Annotated in this window: 18 protein-coding genes; 11 read left to right on the top strand and 7 right to left on the bottom strand. The window is 73.4% G+C overall.

The window, feature by feature from the left end; translation table 11 throughout:
* Window positions 1–14 precede the first annotated feature (14 nt).
* The 4 genes from B100_RS0122065 (at window position 15) to B100_RS0122050 (ending at window position 4114) form a co-directional block, all read left to right on the top strand.
* Entirely contained in the window at window positions 15–2231 is a 2217-nt protein-coding gene (locus B100_RS0122065; protein WP_024886580.1) for an MMPL family transporter, read from the top strand.
* 171 nt (window positions 2232–2402) lie between these two features.
* Window positions 2403–2915 (top strand): YbaK/EbsC family protein, encoded by a 513-nt coding sequence (locus tag B100_RS0122060; RefSeq protein WP_024886579.1) that lies wholly within the window; start codon window positions 2403–2405, stop codon window positions 2913–2915.
* A complete protein-coding gene (locus tag B100_RS0122055; protein WP_024886578.1) occupies window positions 2912–3757 on the top strand; it encodes an EamA family transporter in 846 nt (281 codons plus the stop codon). Before B100_RS0122060 ends, B100_RS0122055 begins: the two co-directional genes overlap by 4 nt.
* Window positions 3758–3838: 81 nt before the next feature.
* A complete protein-coding gene (locus tag B100_RS0122050; RefSeq protein ID WP_024886577.1) occupies window positions 3839–4114 on the top strand; it encodes a DUF1876 domain-containing protein in 276 nt (91 codons plus the stop codon).
* Between the two features lie 16 nt (window positions 4115–4130).
* On the opposite strand, the gene B100_RS0122045 is transcribed toward B100_RS0122050, so the two are convergent.
* The 4 genes from B100_RS0122045 to B100_RS0122030 form a co-directional block, all read right to left on the bottom strand.
* Entirely contained in the window at window positions 4131–5297 is a 1167-nt protein-coding gene (locus B100_RS0122045) for a serine hydrolase domain-containing protein (RefSeq protein WP_024886576.1), read from the bottom strand.
* Between the two features lie 83 nt (window positions 5298–5380).
* Complete coding sequence (locus B100_RS0122040; protein WP_024886575.1) at window positions 5381–6151, bottom strand: ABC transporter ATP-binding protein; 771 nt, start codon at window positions 6149–6151, stop codon at window positions 5381–5383.
* The gene (gene cbiQ / locus B100_RS0122035) at window positions 6139–6900 is read right to left on the bottom strand and encodes a cobalt ECF transporter T component CbiQ (protein ID WP_024886574.1); all 762 of its coding nucleotides are present in this window, start codon (window positions 6898–6900) and stop codon (window positions 6139–6141) included. The genes B100_RS0122040 and cbiQ overlap by 13 nt, the downstream gene beginning before the upstream one ends.
* A gap of 1 nt (window position 6901) precedes the next feature.
* The gene (locus B100_RS0122030) at window positions 6902–7999 is read right to left on the bottom strand and encodes an energy-coupling factor ABC transporter permease (RefSeq protein ID WP_024886573.1); all 1098 of its coding nucleotides are present in this window, start codon (window positions 7997–7999) and stop codon (window positions 6902–6904) included.
* Window positions 8000–8189: 190 nt separating this feature from the next.
* Here B100_RS0122030 and B100_RS0122025 point away from each other — a divergent pair, with 190 nt between their 5' ends.
* Window positions 8190–8552: an SsgA family sporulation/cell division regulator gene (locus B100_RS0122025; RefSeq protein WP_024886572.1), complete on the top strand. Its 363-nt coding sequence runs from the start codon at window positions 8190–8192 to the stop codon at window positions 8550–8552.
* A gap of 546 nt (window positions 8553–9098) precedes the next feature.
* Here the strand turns inward: B100_RS0122025 and B100_RS0122020 are convergent.
* The gene (locus B100_RS0122020; protein ID WP_486585675.1) at window positions 9099–10727 is read right to left on the bottom strand and encodes a penicillin-binding transpeptidase domain-containing protein; all 1629 of its coding nucleotides are present in this window, start codon (window positions 10725–10727) and stop codon (window positions 9099–9101) included.
* A gap of 168 nt (window positions 10728–10895) precedes the next feature.
* Window positions 10896–12527: a penicillin-binding transpeptidase domain-containing protein gene (locus B100_RS0122015; protein ID WP_024886570.1), complete on the bottom strand. Its 1632-nt coding sequence runs from the start codon at window positions 12525–12527 to the stop codon at window positions 10896–10898.
* A gap of 212 nt (window positions 12528–12739) precedes the next feature.
* On the opposite strand from B100_RS0122015, the gene B100_RS0122010 reads away from it, so the two are divergent.
* On the top strand, window positions 12740–14110 hold the full coding sequence (locus B100_RS0122010; protein WP_158686736.1) for a hypothetical protein: 1371 nt from the start codon (window positions 12740–12742) through the stop codon (window positions 14108–14110).
* On the top strand, window positions 14100–14654 hold the full coding sequence (locus tag B100_RS34890) for an NUDIX domain-containing protein (RefSeq protein ID WP_024886568.1): 555 nt from the start codon (window positions 14100–14102) through the stop codon (window positions 14652–14654). The genes B100_RS0122010 and B100_RS34890 overlap by 11 nt, the downstream gene beginning before the upstream one ends.
* 79 nt (window positions 14655–14733) lie before the next feature.
* Here B100_RS34890 and B100_RS0122000 read toward each other — a convergent pair whose 3' ends face one another.
* Window positions 14734–16479 (bottom strand): phospholipid carrier-dependent glycosyltransferase, encoded by a 1746-nt coding sequence (locus B100_RS0122000; protein WP_024886567.1) that lies wholly within the window; start codon window positions 16477–16479, stop codon window positions 14734–14736.
* A gap of 85 nt (window positions 16480–16564) precedes the next feature.
* On the opposite strand from B100_RS0122000, the gene rsmI reads away from it, so the two are divergent.
* The 4 genes from rsmI (at window position 16565) to B100_RS0121980 (ending at window position 20386) form a co-directional block, all read left to right on the top strand.
* A complete protein-coding gene (gene rsmI, locus B100_RS0121995) occupies window positions 16565–17431 on the top strand; it encodes a 16S rRNA (cytidine(1402)-2'-O)-methyltransferase (protein WP_024886566.1) in 867 nt (288 codons plus the stop codon).
* 293 nt (window positions 17432–17724) lie between these two features.
* Window positions 17725–18087 carry a hypothetical protein gene (locus B100_RS0121990; RefSeq protein ID WP_024886565.1) on the top strand — a complete coding sequence of 121 codons (363 nt, stop codon included), beginning with the start codon at window positions 17725–17727 and terminating at the stop codon, window positions 18085–18087.
* A gap of 10 nt (window positions 18088–18097) precedes the next feature.
* Entirely contained in the window at window positions 18098–19012 is a 915-nt protein-coding gene (locus B100_RS0121985) for a TatD family hydrolase (RefSeq protein WP_024886564.1), read from the top strand.
* 114 nt (window positions 19013–19126) lie between these two features.
* Window positions 19127–20386 (top strand): resuscitation-promoting factor, encoded by a 1260-nt coding sequence (locus tag B100_RS0121980; protein ID WP_024886563.1) that lies wholly within the window; start codon window positions 19127–19129, stop codon window positions 20384–20386.
* Window positions 20387–20427 lie beyond the last annotated feature (41 nt).

Below are 20427 nucleotides of genomic sequence, written 5' to 3'. Positions count from 1 at the left end.
GGGAGCACGCCCTCGTGGCCACATTCCTGTACCGACTCGGCCGGTTCTCCTTCCGGAAACGGCACGTCGTCGCCCTCTTCTGGGTGGCGCTGCTGGCGCTCGCGGGCGCCGGCGCGGCCGGCGCCCCCGCGGCCGGCAACTCCTCCTTCTCCATCCCCGGCACCGAGGCCCAGAAGGCCTTCGACCTGCTGGAGGAACGATTCCCCGGTTCCAGCGCCGACGGGGCGACCGCACGCGTCGTCTTCAAGGCGCCGGACGGCGAGAAGATGACCGACCCCGGGAACAGGACGACGGTCCAGGAGACCGTCGACGAGCTCTCCGGCGGTTCCGAGGTCGCCCGGATCAGCGACCCCTACCAGGCCGGCGGCGTCAGCCAGGACGGCACCGTCGCCTACGCCTCGGTGACCTACAAGGTCCCTGGCATGGAGCTGGAGGAACCGACCCGCGAGGCCCTGAAGGCCGCCGCCGAGGACGCCCGCGACTCGGGGCTGACCGTCGAGATCGGCGGTGACGCCCTCCAGGCCATACCGGAGACCGGCTCCGCCGAGATCATCGGCATCGGCATCGCCGCGGTCGTCCTGGTCATCACCCTCGGCTCGCTGCTCGCCGCCGGACTGCCGCTGCTCACCGCGATCGTCGGCGTCGGCATCGGTGTCGCCACCATCACCGCGCTGGCGAGCACGCTCGACCTGGGCTCCACCACCTCCATCCTGGCCTCGATGATCGGGCTCGCGGTCGGCATCGACTACGCCCTGTTCGTGGTCTCCCGCTACCGCGCCGAACTCGCCGAGGGCCGCGAACGCGAGGAAGCGGCCGGCCGCGCCGTGGGCACCGCCGGTTCCGCGGTGGTCTTCGCCGGCCTGACCGTCGTGATCGCCCTGGTGGGCCTCGCCGTCGTCAACATCCCGATGCTGACGAAGATGGGCATCGCCGCCGCCGGCACCGTCGCCGTCGCCGTCCTGATCGCCCTCACCCTCATCCCGGCCGTGCTCGGCTACGCCGGCCGCCGGATCCCGGCCGCGGGTGAGAAGAGCAAGCTGCTCGGCGGCGGCCGCGCCAGGAAGAAGGCGGACCGCCCCAACATGGGCACCCGCTGGGCGAGCTTCGTCGTCCGCCGTCCGCTGGCCGTGCTGCTGCTCGGCATCGTCGGCCTCGGCGCCGCCGCGGTCCCGGCCGGCTCCCTGGAGCTGGGCCTGCCCGACGACGGCTCGCAGCCGACGTCCACCACCCAGCGCCGCGCCTACGACCTGCTCTCCGAGGGCTTCGGCCCGGGCTTCAACGGCCCGCTGGTGGTCGTGGTCGACGCCCAGGGCAGCGAGGACCCGCAGGCCGTCTTCCGGCAGGCCGGCGACGAGATCAAGGCCCTCGACAACGTCGTGAACGTCGCCCCGGCGCAGCCCAACAAGGCCGGCGACACCGCCACCATCACCGTCATCCCGGACGCCAAGCCCTCCTCGGTCACCACCGAGGACCTGGTGCACGACATCCGCGCCGCCGGCGCGGACATCAGGGCCGACAGCGGCGCCGACGTCCTGGTCACCGGGGCCACGGCGATGAACATCGACGTCTCGCAGAAGCTCAACGACGCGCTGGTGCCGTACCTGGTGCTGGTGGTGGGGCTCGCGTTCCTGCTGCTGATCGTGGTGTTCCGCTCGATCCTGGTGCCGCTGAAGGCGGCCCTCGGCTTCCTGCTCTCGGTGCTGGCGGCCCTCGGCGCGGTCGTCGCGGTCTACCAGTGGGGCTGGCTGTCCGGCCTGATGGGCGTCGAGGAGACCGGCCCGATCATGTCGATGATGCCGATCTTCATGGTCGGCGTGGTCTTCGGACTGGCCATGGACTACGAGGTGTTCCTCGTGACCCGCATCCGGGAGGCCCACGTCCACGGCGAGAAGCCGTCCCAGGCCGTGGTCACCGGATTCCGGTACAGCGCCCGGGTGGTGACCGCCGCGGCGATCATCATGATCGCGGTGTTCTCCGGATTCATCGGGGCCAGCGACTCCATGGTCAAGATGATCGGCTTCGGCCTCGCGATCGCCGTCCTCTTCGACGCGTTCGTGGTCCGTATGGCGATCGTCCCGGCCGTCCTGGCGCTGCTCGGCGACAAGGCCTGGTGGCTGCCCAAGTGGCTGGACCGCGCCCTGCCCAACGTGGACGTCGAGGGCGAGAGCCTCGCCGCGCACGACGGCGCGGCGGACAAGGACGACGAGGACAAGGAACTCGTCCGGGCCTGACCGCCCGGACGGTCACGACCAGCCGGTGAGGGCTCCGTGGGGACGGGGCGCCCTCACCGGCTTCCTCGTTCCCTACGGTCGGCCCGCTCGCCAGGCCCCCTTGCCCGGGCCCTCGTCCGGCTCGCGGAACGAGGTCGCGTGGCCTGTGCACCGACCGCTAGCGTGCCCCGCATGACCACCTCCGCCACCGCCGCCGAGGGCTCCGGAGCCCACCCCCGCTTCGCCGAGGCCCTGCGGGAACTGGGCCTCGCGGACGTGATCGGCCAGGTCCGCCGCTTCCCCGAGGCCACCCGCACCGCCGCCGAGGCCGCCGCCGCGATCGGCTGCGAGCTGAGCCAGATCTGCAAGTCCCTGATCTTCGCCGCCGACGGGGTACCTGTGCTGGTGCTCATGGACGGCGCCTCCCGCGTCGACGTCGAGCGGGTCCGCGAGGAACTCGGCGCCGGCCGGGTCACCCGGGCCAAGGCCGATGTCGTCCGCGAGACCACCGGGTACGCCATCGGCGGCGTCCCGCCCTTCGGCCACCGCACCAGCACCCGGGTCCTCGCCGACCGCTCGCTGCTCGGCCACGCCACCGTGTGGGCGGCGGCCGGCACCCCGTACACCGTCTTCCCGATGGAACCCAAGACGCTGATCGCCCACGCGGGCGCGACCCTCACGGACGTACGCGAGCGCGCCGCGTGACGCCGTTGGTCGTCGTGGCGGTGCTGTTCGCCGCGGTCACCCATGCCGGCTGGAACGCGCTCGCGCACCGGATCACCGACAAGCTCGTCGGGTTCGCGCTGATCTCCGGCGGCGGGCTGCTGATCGGGCTGGCCGCCGCCCCGTTCGTGCCGTTCCCGGCGGCCGGGGCCTGGCCGTACCTGCTCGGCTCGGCGGCCGTGCACATCCTGTACTACGCGCTGCTGATGACGTCGTTCCGGCTGGGCGACTTCGGCCAGGCCTACCCGCTGGCCCGGGGCAGCGCGCCGCTGGTCGTCACCGTGCTGGCCGCCGTGTTCGCGCACGAGGTGCCCGACCCGTGGGCCGCCGCCGGGATCGTCGTCTCCTGCGCGGGCCTGACCGGGGTCGCCCTGTGGGGGCTGCGCGGCCGGCGGCCCGACTGGGCGGCCGTCGGCGCGGCCCTGGCGACCGGGCTCACCATCGCCGTGTACACCGTCGTCGACGGTCTCGGCGTCCGCGCCTCCGGCTCGTCGGCCGGGTACGTCGCGTGGCTGATGGCGGTCCAGGGGGCGGTCATCCCCGCGTACGCCCTGATACGGCTGCGCGGCGAGGCCGTCACGAGGATGCGGCCGCACGCCCGGCTCGGCCTGCTCGGCGCCGCGCTGTCCGTCCTCGCCTACGCCCTGGTCCTGTGGGCACAGACCCGGGCACCGCTCGCCCCGGTCGCGGCGCTGCGCGAGTCGTCGATCATCGTGGGCGCGGCGATCGGCGCGGTGTTCTTCAAGGAGCGGTTCGGCGCGCCGCGCGTCGCCGCGGCCGGGCTGCTGGTGGTGGGCATCGGGCTGATGCTGCACGCGGCGTAGGCGCGCGGCGAGGGCGGGCCGGGTGCACGGGGACGGGGCGAGGCGCACTCTGGAACGAGAGGAATCCGGAGGTGATCCGTCATGATGCACACCGCAGTGGGATGGCACGTGGAGATGGAGTTCACGGAGGACGAGCAGCACACCCGCGCGGTCGCGCTGGTCCGGCTGCCCGACGGCTCCGAGGTGCGGGCGCACGGACAGGCGTCCCGGCACTACACCGACTCCAATCAGCCACGGGTCGGGGAGGAGATCGCCGGCGCAAGGGCGCTGAACGAACTCGCCATGCAGATGCTCACCAAGGCGCACAGCGAGATCGACGACGCGTCCGGCCGCACCTCGCACCCGATCCACGTGTAGGGAACCCCGGCGGGCCCTACGAGCCGAGGCACTCCCGTACGGCGCGGATCAGCGCCTGGGCCCTGGGGTCCGCCGTCACCGTCCTGCGGAAGCCGTTGGTGACGTAGCCGAGGGCGACGCCGGACTCCGGGTCGGCGAAGCCGAGGGAGCCGCCGCGGCCGGGGTGGCCGAAGGAGCCGGGGGCCAGGAGGGGGGAGGCGCTGCCGTGCAGCATGTAGCCGAGCCCGAAGCGGGTGCCCACCATCAGGACCCGGTCGGGGCCCGCCGACTCCTCGGCGCGGGCGCGCTCCACGGTGGCCGCCGCCAGCAGTCGGGTGCCGTCGACCTGGCCGGTCAGTGACGCGTAGAAGCGGGCCAGCCCGTCCGCGGTCGCGATGCCGTTCGCGGCGGGCAGGGCCGCCGCGCGGAACGCCGGGTCGTTGTGGTCCGGGGACGGGTCGATCGCGGCGAAGGCACGGCGGGTGAGGGACGACGGGTCGGCGTAGGCGGCGGTGACCGAGCGCTTGGGCCGGGCGCGCAGCAACCCCGACGGCTCGGGCCCCTCGACCTTCCCGGCCCGTCCGACGCGGCGGGCCTCGGCGTCCGGCAGCCCCACCCACAGGTCGAGACCCAGCGGGGCGGCGATCTCGGCGGCGATCCACTCGCCGGTGCCCCGGCCGGTCACCCGGCGCACCAGTTCGTCCACCAGCCAGCCGTAGGTCAGCGCGTGGTAGCCGTGGTCCGTACCCGGCTCCCACACCGGCGCCTGGGCGGCGAGGGCCTCGGCGGCCCGCGGCGGGTCGGTGGCCTCCGCGAAGCTCAGCGGGCGGTCCAGCACCGGGAGCCCCGCGCGGTGGCCGAGGACGTGCCGGACCAGCACGCCCTCCTTGCCGTGCGCCTTGAACTCCGGCCAGTACCGGCCGACCGGTGCGTCCAGGTCCAGCAGACCCCGCTCGTGCAGCATCAGCAGCACGGCGGCGGCGACACCCTTGGTGGCCGACCGCACGACCTGGGCGGTGTCCCGCTGCCACGGTCCGGTGCCGTCGACGTCCTTCGTCCCGCCCCACAGGTCCACGACCCGGCGCCCGTCCCGGTACACGGCGAGCGCCGCGCCCCGCTCCCCGAGCCGCTCGAAGTTACGGGCGAACGCCTCCCGGACCGGCTCGAAGCCCTCGGCCACTGTGCCGTGCACGTCGACGTCCACGTTCCTGTCGTTCCTTCCACTCGCCTGCGACTGTGGGTGCAACCACGCCGGTGCGCCGGCGATTCCGGGGTGCGGCGCGTTCGTCACCCGCGGCCGGGCGGCGCGGGCACGGAGCGAGGGTCGAAGCCGTACGGCAACTCCAGGCGGTGCGCGCGCATCAGGTCGTGGTCGGCGAGGAGGTCGCCGGTGACGCCGTCCGCCGCGATCACCCCGTCGCTGAGGACCAGCGCGCGCGGGCACAGCTCAAGGGCGTACGGCAGGTCGTGCGTGACCATCAGGACGGTGACGTCCAACGAGCGCAGGATGTCGGCCAGTTCACGGCGGGAGGCGGGGTCGAGGTTGGAGGACGGCTCGTCCAGGACGAGGATCTCCGGCTCCATCGCGAGGACGGTCGCCACGGCCACCCGGCGCCGCTGCCCGAAGGACAGGTGGTGCGGCGGGCGGTCCTTGAACTCGGCCATGCCGACCTGCTCCAGCGCCCGGTCCACCCGCGCCTCCAGCTCGGGCCCCTTCAGCCCGGCCGCCGCGGGCCCGAACGCCACGTCCTCCCGCACGGTCGGCATGAACAGCTGGTCGTCCGGGTCCTGGAAGACGATGCCGACCCGGCGCCGGATCTCCGCCATGTGCCGCTTGCCGACCTCCAGGCCGGCCACCCGCACCGTGCCGGTGCCGCCGGTGAGGATGCCGTTGAGATGCAGGACGAGGGTGGTCTTGCCGGCGCCGTTCGGCCCGAGCAGCGCCACCCGCTCACCGCGCGCGACGCGGAAGTCCACGCCGAACAGGGCCTGATGGCCGTCGGGGTAGGCGAAGGCGAGGCCGGAGACCTCCAGGGAAGCAGTACTCACAGGGTCCATCCCAGCAGACACAGGACGAGGGCGGCGCAGGGGAGGGTCAGGGCGTACGACCACTGCGCCCGGGACGCGGCCGCCTCGTCGATCACCGGCATCGACCCGGTGTAGCCGCGGCTCACCATCGCCAGGTGGACGCGTTCGCCGCGTTCGTAGGAGCGGATGAACAGGGCGCCCGCCGACTTGGCGAGCACCCCCCAGTGCCGCACGCCCCGCGCCTCGAAGCCCCGGGACTCGCGTGCGATCCGCATCCGGCGCATCTCGTCGGTGATGACGTCGCCGTAGCGGACCATGAAGGACGCGATCTGCACCAGCAGCGACGGCAGCCGCAGCCGCTGCAGACCCAGCAGCAGTTCGCGCAGTTCGGTGGTGGAGGCGAGCAGCACCGAGGCGGCGACGCCCAGGGTGCCCTTGGCCAGCACGTTCCAGGCACCCCACAGGCCGTTCACGCTGAGCGAGAGCCCGAGGACGTCGACCCGCTCACCCTCGGCGACGAACGGCAGCAGCACCGCGAAGGCGACGAACGGCACCTCGATCAGCAGCCGCTTCAGCAGGAAGCCCGCCGGGACGCGCGCCGCGTACGCGACGGCGGCGAGCAGCACGGCGTACCCCGCGAACGCCCACATCGCCTCGCGCGGCGTCGACACGACCACCACCACGAAGGCGAGGACCGCGGCGAGCTTGGTGTGCGGCGGCAGGGCGTGCACGGCGGAGTGCCCGTGCCGGTAGAGCCGGTGGGTGTGACCCGCGCCCACGTCAGACGCTCGTGCCGGCGGGGGAGGTGGCCTCGGTCTCCTCCTCGGTGCGGCGCCGGCGGACCGCCCAGAACACGCCGGTGCCCGCCACGACCGTCACACCGACACCGATCACGCCCGCGAGACCTCCGGAGAGGCGGGCGTCGTCGACGTCCTTCACGCCGTAGTCGGCGAGCGGGGAGTCGGCGGTTCCGTGCTCCTCGGCCTGCTTGTCGATGCCGTGGTCGGCGGCGACCTTCTCCAGGCCGTCGGGGTTGGCCGAGGCGTAGAAGCTGACGAACCCGGCGAGCACCAGCGAGGTGACCAGGCCGGCGATCCACACCGTGCGCGGGGACCGCGCCGCGGCGGGCACGGGCTGCGCGTCGGTGTCCGGGGCGTCGACCAGCTCGCCGTCCACCCGCAGCTTCAGCTTCTGCCGCAGCCCGCGCGCCCCGTGCACCAGGTCCGGGCGGACGGCGACGACCGCGCCGACGGTCAGCGCGGTGATGACGGCCTCGCCGAGGCCGATGAGCACGTGCACGCCGACCATGGCGCCGGCGACCTTGCCGAGGGACACGTCGGTGGTGCCGCCGACCGCGAACAGCAGCGTGAAGACCACGGCGGAGGCGGGGACGGAGACCAGGGCGGCGACGAAGGACGCGGCGGTCACCGAGCGGCGGGTGCGCGGCAGCACCTTCACCAGGCCGCGGAACAGGGCGTAGGCGACCAGGGTCGTGGTGATCGCCATCGTGGTGATGTTCACGCCGAGCGCGGTCAGGCCGCCGTCGGCGAACAGCACGGCCTGCATCAGCAGCACGACGGACACGCACAGCACACCGGTGTACGGGCCCACGAGGATCGCGGCCAGGGCGCCGCCGAGGAGGTGGCCGCTGGTGCCGGCGGCCACCGGGAAGTTCAGCATCTGCACGGCGAAGATGAACGCCGCCACCAGCCCGGCCAGCGGAGCGGTGCGCTCCGCCCCGGCCCCGGCCGCGCCCGGGCGCGAGGTGCCGTCCAGCTCGCGGCGCGCGCCGCGCAGGCTCACGGCGATCGCACCGGCGGCGAGGAGGCCGGCGGCGGCGGATATGGGGGCGTCGATGAATCCGTCAGGTGCGTGCACGGACTCGATGATGTGTCCTGTTGCGAACCTTTCGCAAGAGCGAGTGACTTGTTTTACTTCCGCCCTACCTCATCCGTGCTATCCGCCGCTCGGAAGCGCAGCTTCCAGTTTGGGTGCAGGATGGGACAGGGGTGGGTAGTCGGCTTGTATGCCTATGGCGGCGTGTGACGCAGCGTAAAGGGGCCCACCGATGTCCGTGATCGAGCAGTACGCGCGAGTCCACATCGTGACGGATGCGGAACCCCTCCTGGAGAACCGCGGGGCGGTCCCCGTGGTGCTGCGGTACGACCCCGAGGCCGACCCCCGGCACGTGCGTGTCGGCCTGCCCGGCGCCATGCCCCGCGAGTGGGTCATCGAACGGGACCTGCTGGAACGCGGTCTGACCGCACCCGCGGAACAGGCCGGCATACGGGTGTGGCCCTGCGGCCGGGTGCAGGCCGTGGTGGAGTTCCACACCTCGCAGGGCGTCTCCGTGGTGGAGTTCGAGACGAAGACCCTCTCCCGCTTCCTGCGCCTGACCCACGTGCCGACGGCCCAGCCGGTCCCGCACTGAACGTCACGGCTCCGCCGGGGGCCGGGTGCGCAGCGCGGCTCCCGTCACCGGGCCCGCGCTGAACCTGGCACTTTCGCCGGGCCGGTCCCACACCCGCCGCACCGACCCCGCGGCTCCGCCCGGCCGGTCCCACCTTGAGCCCAGGGCTGCTCCACTCACCGGCCCGCGCAGAGTCCGGCGCCTCCTGGCCGGTCCCGACCGGGCCCGCGGCGTCGCTCAGCGGGTTCCGGGCTGAGCCCCGTGGCTTCGCCTGGCCGGTCCCGCCTTGAGTTCGAGGCTTCGCTCACCGGCCCGCGCAGAGCCCGGCAGCTTCGCCCGGCCGATGCCGGACACGAGCCCGCGACAGCGCTCAGTCGGTCCTGCCTTGAGTTTGAGGCTTCGCTCACCGGCCCGCGCTGAGCCCGGCAGCTTCGCCCGGCCGATGCCGGACACGAGCCCGGGGCTCTGCTCACCGGCCCCGCGCTGAGTTCCGAGGCCCCCCGCCCAGCCGGTCCTGACCGAGCCCGAGACTCCCCCGGCCGGTCCCCGACCGAGCCGGGGGTTCGCTCAGCTGCCTGCCTTCAGCAGGGCCGCCACGATCGGGCCCGCGGTCGAGCCGCCGTGTCCGGCGGCCTGCACCACACCCGCCGCCGCCAGGTCACCGGCGTACGCGGTGAACCAGCCGTTGGGCTTCTTCTGGTTGTCGACCTCCGCCGACCCCGTCTTGGCGCCCCGGTCGCCGCCCACCCCGGCCATCGCCTCCGCGGCGGTGCCGGCCGACGCGGTGTACGACATCAGGTCCCGCAGCTGCGCGAGCGTGTCCGCGGACAGCGTGCGGGGGGCCGTCGCCAGCTGCCGCCCGTCGACCTCCGGCGACACCAGGTACGGCTGGTGGAACACCCCCGCCTTGACCGTCGCCGACACCGACGCCATGTTCAGCGGGTTCATCCGCACCCCGCCCTGGCCGATCAGGGACGCGGCCATCGGGGCCTTGGACTGCACCGGCACGGAGCCGTCGAACGTCGCCACCCCGACCTGCCAGTCGTTCTTCCCGAGCCCGAACACGTCCTGCGCCTGCTCGGTCAGGTCGTCGTCCTCCAGCTCGGGGGCCTGGCTGATGAAGGCGGTGTTGCAGGACCGGGCGAAGCTCGCCTTGAACGTGCCGTCCTTGATCTGGAACTTGTCGTCGTTCTGGAACTTCCAGCCGCCGTAGCTGAAGTACTTGGGGCACGGGTGCTTCTTGTCGGCGGACGCCAGCCCCTTCTCGATCAGCAGCGAGGAGGTGATCACCTTCATGGTGGAGCCCGGGGCCAGCGACCCCTGGAAGGCGACGTTGAAGCCGCGCGAGGAGTTCGCCACCGCGAGTATCTCGCCGGTCGAGGCGCGCAGCACCACCACCGACGCCTTCTGCTTCTTCGCCACCTGCGCCTCGGCGGCGGCCTGGAGGGACGGGTTCAGCGTGGTCTTCACCGTGCCCGGCGTGCCCTCGCTCAGCTCCAGCAGGGTCGTGTCGGACAGCTCCGCCTTCTTCGACTCCTCGCCGCGCACCACACGCAGCTCGACGCCCGCCTTGCCGCCCGCCTTGTCGCCGTACTTCTCGCGCAGCCCGTCCAGCACGGAGCCGAGGGAGGGGTACTTCGCGGTGGTCAGCTCGCCGCCGTCGCGGTCCAGCGCCTTCACCGGCGGGGTGCCCGCCTCGCCGGTGACCAGCTTGTCGCCGTCCCTCAGCTCCGGGTGCAGCACCGACGGCCGCCAGTCGACGCGCGGCTCGCCGTCCCCGGCGCGGCGCACCACGGTCAGCGTGCTGTCGTACGCCAGCGGCTTCGTCAGCTGCTCGTACGACACCGTTCCCTTGACGGAGAAGGTGACCGTCCCCTCTGCGGGCGCGCCCGGGGTGAGGGTGAGGTTCCGGACGCGGGCGTCCCTGGCGTACGAGGTGAGCAGCGCCGTGGCGGCCCTCGGGTCGTCGGTCGCGGCGGCGGCCTGGCCGACCTTGCCGGCCTGCCAGGCGGTGAGGAAGTTCCGGGCCGCGGTGGTGACCTCGCCGGCCGACAGCGGCCCGGTCTTGACGGCCTCCGCCTGCGTGGACGCCTGGCCCTTGCCGTCCTGCCCGGCCCCGCCGACGAGTGCGTACGCGCCGAAACCGGCACCGCCCGCGACCACGACTATCGCTGCGCCGAGCACGGCCGGCTTCATTCTTCGCCGGTCCGCGGCGCGCCCTCTGGTCCCCACTGCTGTTCGTTCCTCCGTCGCCCGCCCCGGCCCCCCGCGGCCCGCGTGGCTCTCATTCGAGTCAAGGCCACCTCGGCGCGGGTACGCCGAGGTCGGCCCCCACCCTAAAGTCCCGCCGGCCGGGCGGTGCGCTCAGCCGCCCGCTCGTAGCACGGCTGCGACAATCGGGCCGGCCGCGTCGCCGCCGTGGCCGCCCTGCTGCGCCATGGCCGCCGCCGCGACGTCGTTGCGGAAGCCGGTGAACCAGCTGTCCGAGGTGGCCTTCCCGTCGACCTCCGCGGAACCGGTCTTCGCGCCGATGTCCCCGCCCAGACCGGACATCGCCTTCTGGCCGGTGCCCTGGGTGGCGGTGAGCCGCATCATCTCCTTGAGCTGCGCGGCGGTGTCCCCCGACAGGCCCTTGGCCTGCGCCAGCTCCCGGCCGTCGAGGTCGGGGGAGACCAGGTACGGCTGGCGGAAGGTGCCGGTGATGGCGGTGGCCGTCACGGACGCCATGTTCAGGGGGTTCATCTGCACCTGGCCCTGGCCGATGGCGTTCGCCGCGCGGTCCGGGCCACCGGAGGCCGGCACGCTGCCGTCGAAGGAGGCGATGCCGGTCTTCCAGTCGTCCCGGCCGAGACCGAAGCGCTCCTGCGCCTCCTGGGTGAGCGAGGCGTCGCTGAGCGGCTTCTCGTCGATCAGCTTGATGAACGCCGTGTTGCAGGAGCGCAGGAAGCTGTTGGCGAGGCTGGCGCCCTCGTTCGGCTCCATGCCGGTGAGGTTCTTGAAGGTCTGGCTCTGCCAGGTGGCGGTGTCCGTACAGGGCGCGGGGCCGTTCATGGAGGTCACGCCGTTGTCGATGAGCATCGCGGCGGTGATGATCTTCATGGTGGAGCCGGGCGCGACCTGACCCTGGAACGCCGCGTTGAAGCCGTCGCCGCGGTGGTTGGCCACCGCCAGCACCTCGCCCGTACTGGGCTTCACGGCCACCACCGAGGACTCGGGGTACGCCTTCACCGCCTTCTCGGCCGCCGCCTGCACCCCGGCGCTGAGCGTGGTGCGCAGCTTGCCCGCCTTGCCCTCGGCGAGGGTGAGCAGCGGGGTGTCGGCCTCCTCGTTCGCGTGCCGGATCGACAGCTCGACGGCGGAGGTGCCGCCCGCCTTGTCGCCGTACTTCTGCCGCAGGGTGTCCAGCACGGGGCCGAGGGAGGGGTACTTCTCCTTCGTCAGCACGGTGCCGTCGCGGTCCACCGCCTCGATGGGCGGCTGCGCGGACTCACCGGTGACGAGGGTGTCGCCGTCCCGCAGGTCCGGGTGCACGACGGACGGCTTCCAGTCGACCAGCGCCCGCCCGGTGGTCTGCCCGCGGACGACCTTCACGCTGCTGGTGTAGCGCAGCGGCTTGGAGGCGCCGTCGAGGGCGACGGTCGCCTTCACGGTGAACGGCACGACGGTGCCGCGCGGGGTGCCCGGCGTGATGTCGACCCGGCCGATCCGCGCCTCCTCGCCGTACGCGGTCAGCAGCGCGCCGGCCGCCTGCGCGTTGTTCGTGTACGAGGCGGCCTCGGTCGCCTGCCCCTTCTCCCAGGCGCCGAAGAACGCCTCGGTGGCCTCGCGGACCTCGTCCTTGTCCGGCGGCCCCGACTTCGGCGTGTCCGCGGCACTCGAGCCGCCGCCCCCGCCGCCGTCCAGTGCCGAGACGATGTTGTACGCCCCGTACCCGGCTCCGCCGACCATCACGGCGAATATGCCGCCGACGACGGCGACCTTGACCCCCTTGCCCATCGGGCGATCCCTCCCCCGGCCGGACCCCACGCCATCTGAACGTGTTCAAAAGCCCGGCGCGCCCTGAACTCTATGCGCTGGGGATACCGAAGGGGCCGCTGTTTCCGTTTGTTGTCCGAACGGAGACCGTCCCCGACGGTCGATCCGACCCGCCGCATGTGCTGAACTCACTGCTGTCCGCGCACATTCGACGTCACAGAAAGGGCCGGCACATGACCGCGGTCCTCAGCACGGAGTGGGACAGCGTACGGCAGCGAGCCAGGCTGAGCGCTCGGTCGGCCGGGCCCTCCGCCCCGGTGGAACGCCTGCCCGAACTCATGCGGGCCGAGACACTCGGTCGGCTGCGCTGGGAGGTCATCCAGGGCGGTGCCCTGTTCCTGACCTATCCCCAACTGCTCGACGGCGCCGCCTTCGCCGCACTTCGACCCGCAGCACTTCTCGACGAGCTGGCGATCCGGGCGATCGGAGGCGGCGCGGTCCTGCCCGTCCGGGTCAACGCCCGGGACGCGGACCTGGCCGGCCAGCTGATCGCGATGCTCTCGACCGGTTTCCTCTTCTCGTCTCTCCCGATACCCGACGAACAGTGCCTGCTGCTGCAACGGGAGCTGGCCGCCCACGCGGACGCCGAGGCCGCGGCCGCGGCACTCGCCACGGAGGGATGGGCCGGCGCGGCGGAGCGCCTGCTGGCGGCCACCGGTGTCCTCGACACACCGCTGCGGCGCCGCACCGTCGCGCGGTGGGGCGAATGGCTGGAAGCCGCGGAGCGCGGTCAGCTCGAGGTCAGCCCTCTGACACCGGCCGACTACGCGACGGCGTACGCCCTGTGCCCTCCGCCGGGTCCGCAGGACGTGACCAGCGACGAGGGGCGGGCGGTGCTCACCGCCTGGACGAGCGGGGGACTCGATGTGGACGGCATGCCCAGCCGCAGTCGCCTGCACGGCAGCCTCGCCGCTCTCCGACGCTCCGGTGATCCGTTTGCGCAAGCGGACGCGCGGACATTGCGTGAGGCCTTCGACGAGACGTACTACCGGGCGATCGCAGTGGGCGAGGGCTGTCTGCTCGGGTTGTCCTCACCGCGACGCGGGGTCAGGCGCCGCGACGCCGCACCGCTCGCCGAGCAGACGCCGGTCGTGATGTACCCGACCCGGTTCGAACTGAGACTGGGCTCGATGAGCAGCGGGGAATGGCAGCGCTACACGGACGACGCGGCCGATGCCCTCACCCGCTGGTGGCACCGGCGTGATCTCGAAGCGCTGCAGGAGGTGGGCGACCTGCTCGGACAGCGAACCAAGGAGCCACCGTCCGGTGGCAGGGACGAGGTGCCGGTGACCCGTCTCCAGCGCTTCGCGCACAGCACCCGGGGGATCACCGTCCAGATGGCCGCCGGAGGCGGTATGAGCTGGGCGACCAGTCTGCTCGGCCAGGACACCGTCGGCGTGCTCGCCGGTGGCGCCGGGGGAGTGCTCGCCCCGGTGGTCGTCGCGGCCGTCACCGCCGGAGTGGACCGCCTGACCGACTTCCGGGGGCGGTATGACGTCGTGGAGATTCCCGGGGTGCTGGGAGGAGGACCCGATGGACGCTGAGGCGCCGCGCACACACACCCGTACGGCGTACACCGATGCCGACGGCGGGCGGTGGTGCGAGGTCTATGTCGACACCTACCGCCTGCGCTCCGGCGCCGAGACGGCCCGGCACCGCATCCGCGTCGGCGGCGGCCGTACCGGTGTCGTGGTGGTGGCCCGATGCGGCGACGACGTCCTGTTGGTCCGCCAGTGGCGTCCGGCGATCGGCCGGTGGGCCTGGGAACTCCCACGAGGCTTCGGTGAAACCGACCCTGCCTCGGACGCACTGCGCGAACTGGCCGAGGAGACAGGGCTGACCGGCTCCACGGCGACCGTGCTGACGTACCTGGACGTCGACTCCGGCATGCTGGAGAGCGAGGTCGCCGTCGTCGAGGTCCTGGTGCGAAAGGACGCCCCCCTCCGCCCCGGCTGGGCGGGCGACGGCGAGATCGCCCAGGCGCGCTGGTGGAGTCCGCACGACATCGCCATGGCGATCCGCGCGGGAGAGCTACGGGACGGCTTCACACTCGCGGCACTCGGAGCATCCCACGCGACGCGTCACTAGCCGACGGTCACGGCGTCACGGCTGACGCCGATACGGGACCGGGACGCCGGCGGGTGTCCGCGGGCGCCCCGGGCCGTCGCTAGACCCACGTGTCCAGCCACATCCGCGACCGCCAGTCGTCGATCGGGATCGGGGTGCCCGTGTAGATCGGCCAGAAGTAGATGAAGTTCCAGATGATCAGGAGGGTCACCACGCCCGCGGCCGTCGCGCCCGCCACGCGGCGGGTGTCGGACGAGCGGCGCGGGCCGACGACCGCGCCCAGCAGCATCGCCACCGCCAGGCACAGGAACGGCAGGAAGACGATCGCGTAGAAGTAGAAGATCGTCCGCTCCTGGTAGAGGAACCAGGGGGCATACCCCGCGGCGACACCACAGGCGATCGCGCCCGCCCGCCAGTCGCGGCGGAAGAACCAGCGCCACAGCACGTACAGCAGGGCCAGGCAGCCCACCCACCACAGCATCGGGGTGCCGATGGCCAGCACCTCCTGCGCGCACTTCTCACCCGCGTCCGTCGGGCAGCCGTCCACACCGGGCGCCGGGGACTCGTAGAAGTACGACACCGGCCGGCCGGTGACGATCCAGCTCCACGGGTTGGACTCGTACGTGTGCGGCGAGGACAGGCCGACGTGGAAGTCGTACACCTGGTTCTCGTAGTGCCACAGGCTGCGCCACCAGTCGGGGAACAGCCACGACCAGTCGCTCCCCCGCCCGTCGCGGGTCGCCCAGTCGCGGTAGTAGCCGCCGCTGCCGTCGGACGGCGAGAGGAACCAGCCGATCCAGGACGCGAAGTAGGTGGCCACCGCCACCGGCACCGTCGACAGGAACGCCCAGCCCAGGTCCCGCTTCAGTACCGTCAGCCGGGGCCGGGCGGCGCCCGCGACCCGGCGCGCGCCGACGTCCCACAGCACGGACATCACACAGAACGCGGCCATGATGTACAGGCCGTTCCACTTGGTGCCGACGGCCAGGCCCAGCATCAGGCCGGCCGCGAGACGCCAGGGGCGGAAGCCGATCCTCAGGCTCTCGGCGATCCCCGCGTCGGGGCGCGCCCGCCCGTCCGCGTCCACCGGCAGCGCGGCGGCCAGCTTCTCGCGGGCCTTGTCCCGGTCGATCAGCAGGCAGCCGAAGGCCGCCAGCACGAAGAACATCAGCACGCCGTCGAGCAGCGCGGTGCGGCTCATCACGAAGTGCAGCCCGTCCACCGCCATCAGCGCGCCCGCGAGACAGCCGAGGAACGTGGAGCGGAACAGCCGCCGCCCGATCCGGCACAGCATCAGCACGGACAGCGTGCCGAGCAGCGCCGTCATGAACCGCCAGCCGAACGGGTCGAAGCCGAAGATCAGCTCGCCCAGTCCGATGACGTACTTGCCGACCGGCGGATGGACGACGTAGGCCGCGTCCGTGGGGATCGGGACGTTGCCGCCCGAGTCCAGGACGAGCCGGTTGACCTCCTTGTCCCAGTTGACCTCGAACCCGCGGTGGACGAGCGCCCACGCGTCCTTGGCGTAGTACGTCTCGTCGAATATCACCGCCTTGGGGTGACCCAGGTTCCAGAACCGCAGCACGCCCGCCACCAGCGTCACCAGCAGCGGGCCGCCCCACCCCGACCAACGGACGAGGCGGTCGGCGAGCACCGGCGGCACGCCGAGCGTCTTCCACAGCCGGCCCGACGGCTCGGTGTACGGCGGGACCAGGCGGTCGCGGACGTCGCCTCTGGGGCCGGACGTCCGGTAGCCGAAACGCCGCAGCCGCTGCTGCCACGTCTGCCGTTGCTCGTGCGGCGGCTGCTCCTGCCGGGTGTCCGTGGAGGACGCGGTACTGGTCACCGCGCCATCGTAGGGAACGGCGCTGTGTGAGTCCCGCGCATGGGCGGTATGCCCCGCGTCCGTCGGCTCCTGGGAGGATGGGCGGGTGACCGGAACCCTCGTACTCGCAGGCACCCCCATCGGCGACATCTCCGACGCGCCGCCCCGGCTCGCCGAGGAACTCGCCGGCGCCGACGTCGTCGCCGCCGAGGACACCCGGCGGCTGCGCCGGCTGACGCAGGCGCTCGGCGTCAGGCCCAAGGGCCGGGTGGTGTCGTACTTCGAGGGCAACGAGTCCGCGCGGACGCCCGAGCTGGTCGAGGAGCTGGTGGGCGGCGCGCGCGTGCTGCTGGTCACGGACGCGGGTATGCCGTCCGTGTCCGACCCCGGCTACCGGCTGGTCGCCGCGGCCGTCGAGCGGGACGTCAAGGTCACCGCGGTGCCGGGACCGTCCGCCGTGCTGACCGCGCTCGCCCTGTCCGGGCTGCCCGTGGACCGCTTCTGCTTCGAGGGGTTCCTGCCCCGCAAGGCCGGCGAACGGCTGGGACGGCTGCGGGAGGTCGCGGACGAGCGCCGCACCCTCGTCTACTTCGAGGCCCCGCACCGCCTCGACGACACCCTCGCCGCGATGGCCGAGGTGTTCGGCGGCGAGCGCCGGGCCGCCGTCTGCCGGGAGCTGACCAAGACGTACGAGGAGATCAAGCGGGGCCCGCTCGCCGAGCTGGCGGCCTGGGCGGCCGAGGGCGTGCGCGGGGAGATCACGGTGGTCGTCGAGGGCGCGCCCGAGAAGGGCCCCGAGGAGATCGACGACGCCGAGCTGGTGCGCCGGGTGCGGGTGCGCGAGGAGGCGGGGGAGCGGCGCAAGGAGGCCATCGCGGCGGTCGCGGCGGAGGCCGGGCTCCCCAAGCGGCAGGTGTTCGACGCGGTCGTCGCGGCCAAGAACGCCGACGGGCGGGTCGCCTCGGAGCGCTGACGCGGGGCGCAGGTAAGCGCTGACGCGCGCGGGGGAGCGCTGACGCGGGCCGCCCGGGAGGGCGACGCCAAGCGCCCGGGAGCGCTGACGCGGGCCGCAGGGGAGCGCTGGAACCCGGCGCCTGTGCCGCGCGAACCCGGGCGTTGGCAAAGAGCTCGGGGCATTGTGGTAATCCACGGCCAAATCGGCGCCAATACTGCGTCGGCGCCCGTGTGTTCACGGTCCGCGAGGAGTCCACTGGTCGGTGGGGGCGGACGCGGGTCCGTCCCGTCAGCGGACCGACGGGAGCCGGCATGACCGAGATCTCCGGGCAGGGCGGACTGCGCGCGGGCGCCACCGCCGTGGTCACCGAGGCGTACGCGTTCGCCTGCATGCGCTGCGGGTACGGCTGGGAGCAGTCGTACGAGATAGAGCACCACACCGACGGCGACGGCCGGACCTTCGTGCTGTACGTGGCGGACGGCCGGATCGTGCCCTCCCCGCTGAACCGGCCCACCTGCCACAGCTGCGACGGGCACCTCGTACGGATCCTGCGCCCCGGCCGGGTCGACTCCGCCCGCGACGCCGCCCACCGCGAGCGCCGGGTGCCCGCCGCCGGACCGGTCGAGGCCCCCTGGACCCCGGACACCGCGGAGGGGCCCGCGCCGCTTCCGTAGGATCGGAGGCATGCCTGCCAACGACCCCGACAAGAACGCCGCGCCGCCGCTCCCGGAGCCCCTGCGGGTGCCGGTCGCGGACTCCCACACCCACCTCGACATGCAGTCCGGCACGGTCGAGGAGGCCCTCGCCAAGGCCGCGTCGGTGGGGGTGACGACCGTGGTGCAGGTCGGCTGCGACCTCAAGGGGTCCCGGTGGGCGGCGGACACGGCGGCGGCGTACGACGCCGTGCACGCGACGGTCGCGCTGCACCCCAACGAGGCCCCGCGGATCGTGCTCGGGGACCGCCCTGGGGGCACCTCCCAGCCCTCTGGGGCTGGGGGAGGGTGGTCGCGGCAGGGCGCCCGCGAGCCCGGCGGGGACGCGGCGCTGGACGAGGCGCTCGCCGAGATCGACCGGCTGGCCGCGCTGCCCCAGGTCAAGGGCGTCGGCGAGACGGGTCTCGACCACTTCCGCACCGGCGAGGAGGGCAAGGAGGCCCAGGAGCGGTCCTTTCGCGCCCACATCGAGATCGCCAAGCGGCACGGCAAGACGCTCGTGATCCACGACCGCGACGCCCACGCCGACGTGCTGCGCGTGCTCAAGGAGGAGGGCGCCCCCGAGCGCACCGTCTTCCACTGCTACTCCGGCGACGCCGAGATGGCGGAGGTCTGCGCCCGCGCCGGCTACTACATGTCCTTCGCCGGCAACGTCACCTTCAAGAACGCGCAGAACCTGCGGGACGCCCTCGCCGTCGCCCCGCCGGAGCTGGTCCTGGTCGAGACCGACGCGCCCTTCCTCACCCCGGTGCCCTACCGCGGGCGGCCCAACGCCCCCTACCTGGTGCCGGTCACGGTGCGTGCCATGGCCGCCGTCCGCGGCGTCGACGAGGACACCCTCGCCGCCGCGCTGGGCGCCAACACGGCCCGCGCCTTCGGCTACTGACGGCCCCACAATCGCGCACGTTCCGTAGTCGTGTCGCTTGGGAGAGTCACCGGCGCTCGGCTAGGTTCTGGGAGCCCCATCGGGACCCCCTGGCCAGCCCTGGAGCGTGTCGGCGTGAGCACCACCCTGCGGTTCGAGACGTACGACAAGACGTGCCCGACGCATGCCGTGTGCGGCGGGATCCACGAGGCGGAGACCGTGCCCGCGCTGCCCCGCCGCGCGCCCGCCCCCGCGCCGCCCCGGCGGTCCGCGCACCGGCGCCCCGGCCGGTACGCCGAGCGGGCCGACGCCGCCCGCCGGCTGCTGCCCAGGGCACTGGTCGTCGCGTTCCTCGCGGGCGGCACCACCGCCTTCGTGGCCGAGGACAAGGCCGTAGAGCTGAACGTCGACGGCCGGCCCCGCACCCTGCACACCTTCGCCGACGACGTCACCGCCCTCCTCGCCGAGGAGGGCGTGCGCACCGGGCCGTACGACGAGATCGTCCCCGCCCCCGGCACCGCACTGGAGGACGGCGACGCCATCGAGGTGCGGCACGCCCGCCCCCTGCTGCTCACCCTCGACGGCACCCGCCAGGAGGTGTGGACGACCGCGGAGACGGTGCGCGAGGCGCTGGAGCGGATCGGCGTGCGGGTGTCCGGCGCCCGGCTGTCGGTGCCGCCCGGCCGGCGCATCGGACCGGCGGGGCTCGCCCTGGACGTCCGCACCGAACGCGCGGTGACCGTGCTGGCCGACGGGCGGGCCCGCACGGTCCGCACCAACGCCGCGACCGTGCGCGAGGCCGTCACGCAGGCCGGGGTCACCCTGCGCGGCCGGGACACCACCTCCGTCGCCCCCGGGAGCTTCCCGCGCGACGGCCAGACCGTCACCGTGCTGCGCATCACCGACGGCACGGAGGTCCGCGACGAGGCGATCCCGTTCACCGAGGTCCGCGTCGAGGACCCGGCGCTCACCCGGGGCGCCGAGGTCGTCGACCGCCCGGGACGGCCGGGCCTGCGCCGCCTCACCTACGCGCAGCGCACCGTCAACGGGGTCCGGCAGAAGCCGCGGCTGCTGGGCATGGAGGTGGTGCGCGACCCGCTGCCGCGGCGGGTACGGGTCGGCACCCGGCCGGTGCCGCTGTCGGTGCGGGGCGCGGACGCGCTGGACTGGGACGCGCTGGCCCGGTGCGAGTCCGGCGGCCGGCCCGGCGCGGCCGACCCCTCGGGCACCTACGGCGGGCTGTACCAGTTCGACACCCGGACCTGGCAGGACCTCGGCGGCACCGGCCGGCCCCAGGACGCGCCCGCCGCCGAGCAGACGTACCGCGCCAAGAAGCTGTACGTCCGCAGCGGCGCCGCGGCCTGGCCGCACTGCGGGACCCGGCTGGAGGGCTGACGGCAGTGCGGGGGGCGGTGGCCCGACACCCCCGCACCGCC

Source organism: Streptomyces sp. CNH189, from assembly GCF_000527195.1.
The sequence above is the reverse complement of the archived record's forward strand: the minus strand, read 5'-3'. Positions and strand labels throughout refer to the sequence as shown.

Coding starts and splice junctions, on each gene's coding strand:
- B100_RS0122015 (WP_024886570.1), bottom strand. CDS start 12,527: ATGGGCAAGGGGGTCAAGGTCGCCGTCGTCGGCGGCATATTCGCCGTG.
- B100_RS0122025 (WP_024886572.1), top strand. CDS start 8,190: ATGTCCGTGATCGAGCAGTACGCGCGAGTCCACATCGTGACGGATGCG.
- B100_RS0121990 (WP_024886565.1), top strand. CDS start 17,725: ATGACCGAGATCTCCGGGCAGGGCGGACTGCGCGCGGGCGCCACCGCC.
- B100_RS0121985 (WP_024886564.1), top strand. CDS start 18,098: ATGCCTGCCAACGACCCCGACAAGAACGCCGCGCCGCCGCTCCCGGAG.
- B100_RS0122010 (WP_158686736.1), top strand. CDS start 12,740: ATGACCGCGGTCCTCAGCACGGAGTGGGACAGCGTACGGCAGCGAGCC.
- B100_RS0122060 (WP_024886579.1), top strand. CDS start 2,403: ATGACCACCTCCGCCACCGCCGCCGAGGGCTCCGGAGCCCACCCCCGC.
- B100_RS0122020 (WP_486585675.1), bottom strand. CDS start 10,727: ATGAAGCCGGCCGTGCTCGGCGCAGCGATAGTCGTGGTCGCGGGCGGT.
- B100_RS0122040 (WP_024886575.1), bottom strand. CDS start 6,151: ATGGACCCTGTGAGTACTGCTTCCCTGGAGGTCTCCGGCCTCGCCTTC.
- B100_RS0122050 (WP_024886577.1), top strand. CDS start 3,839: ATGATGCACACCGCAGTGGGATGGCACGTGGAGATGGAGTTCACGGAG.
- B100_RS34890 (WP_024886568.1), top strand. CDS start 14,100: ATGGACGCTGAGGCGCCGCGCACACACACCCGTACGGCGTACACCGAT.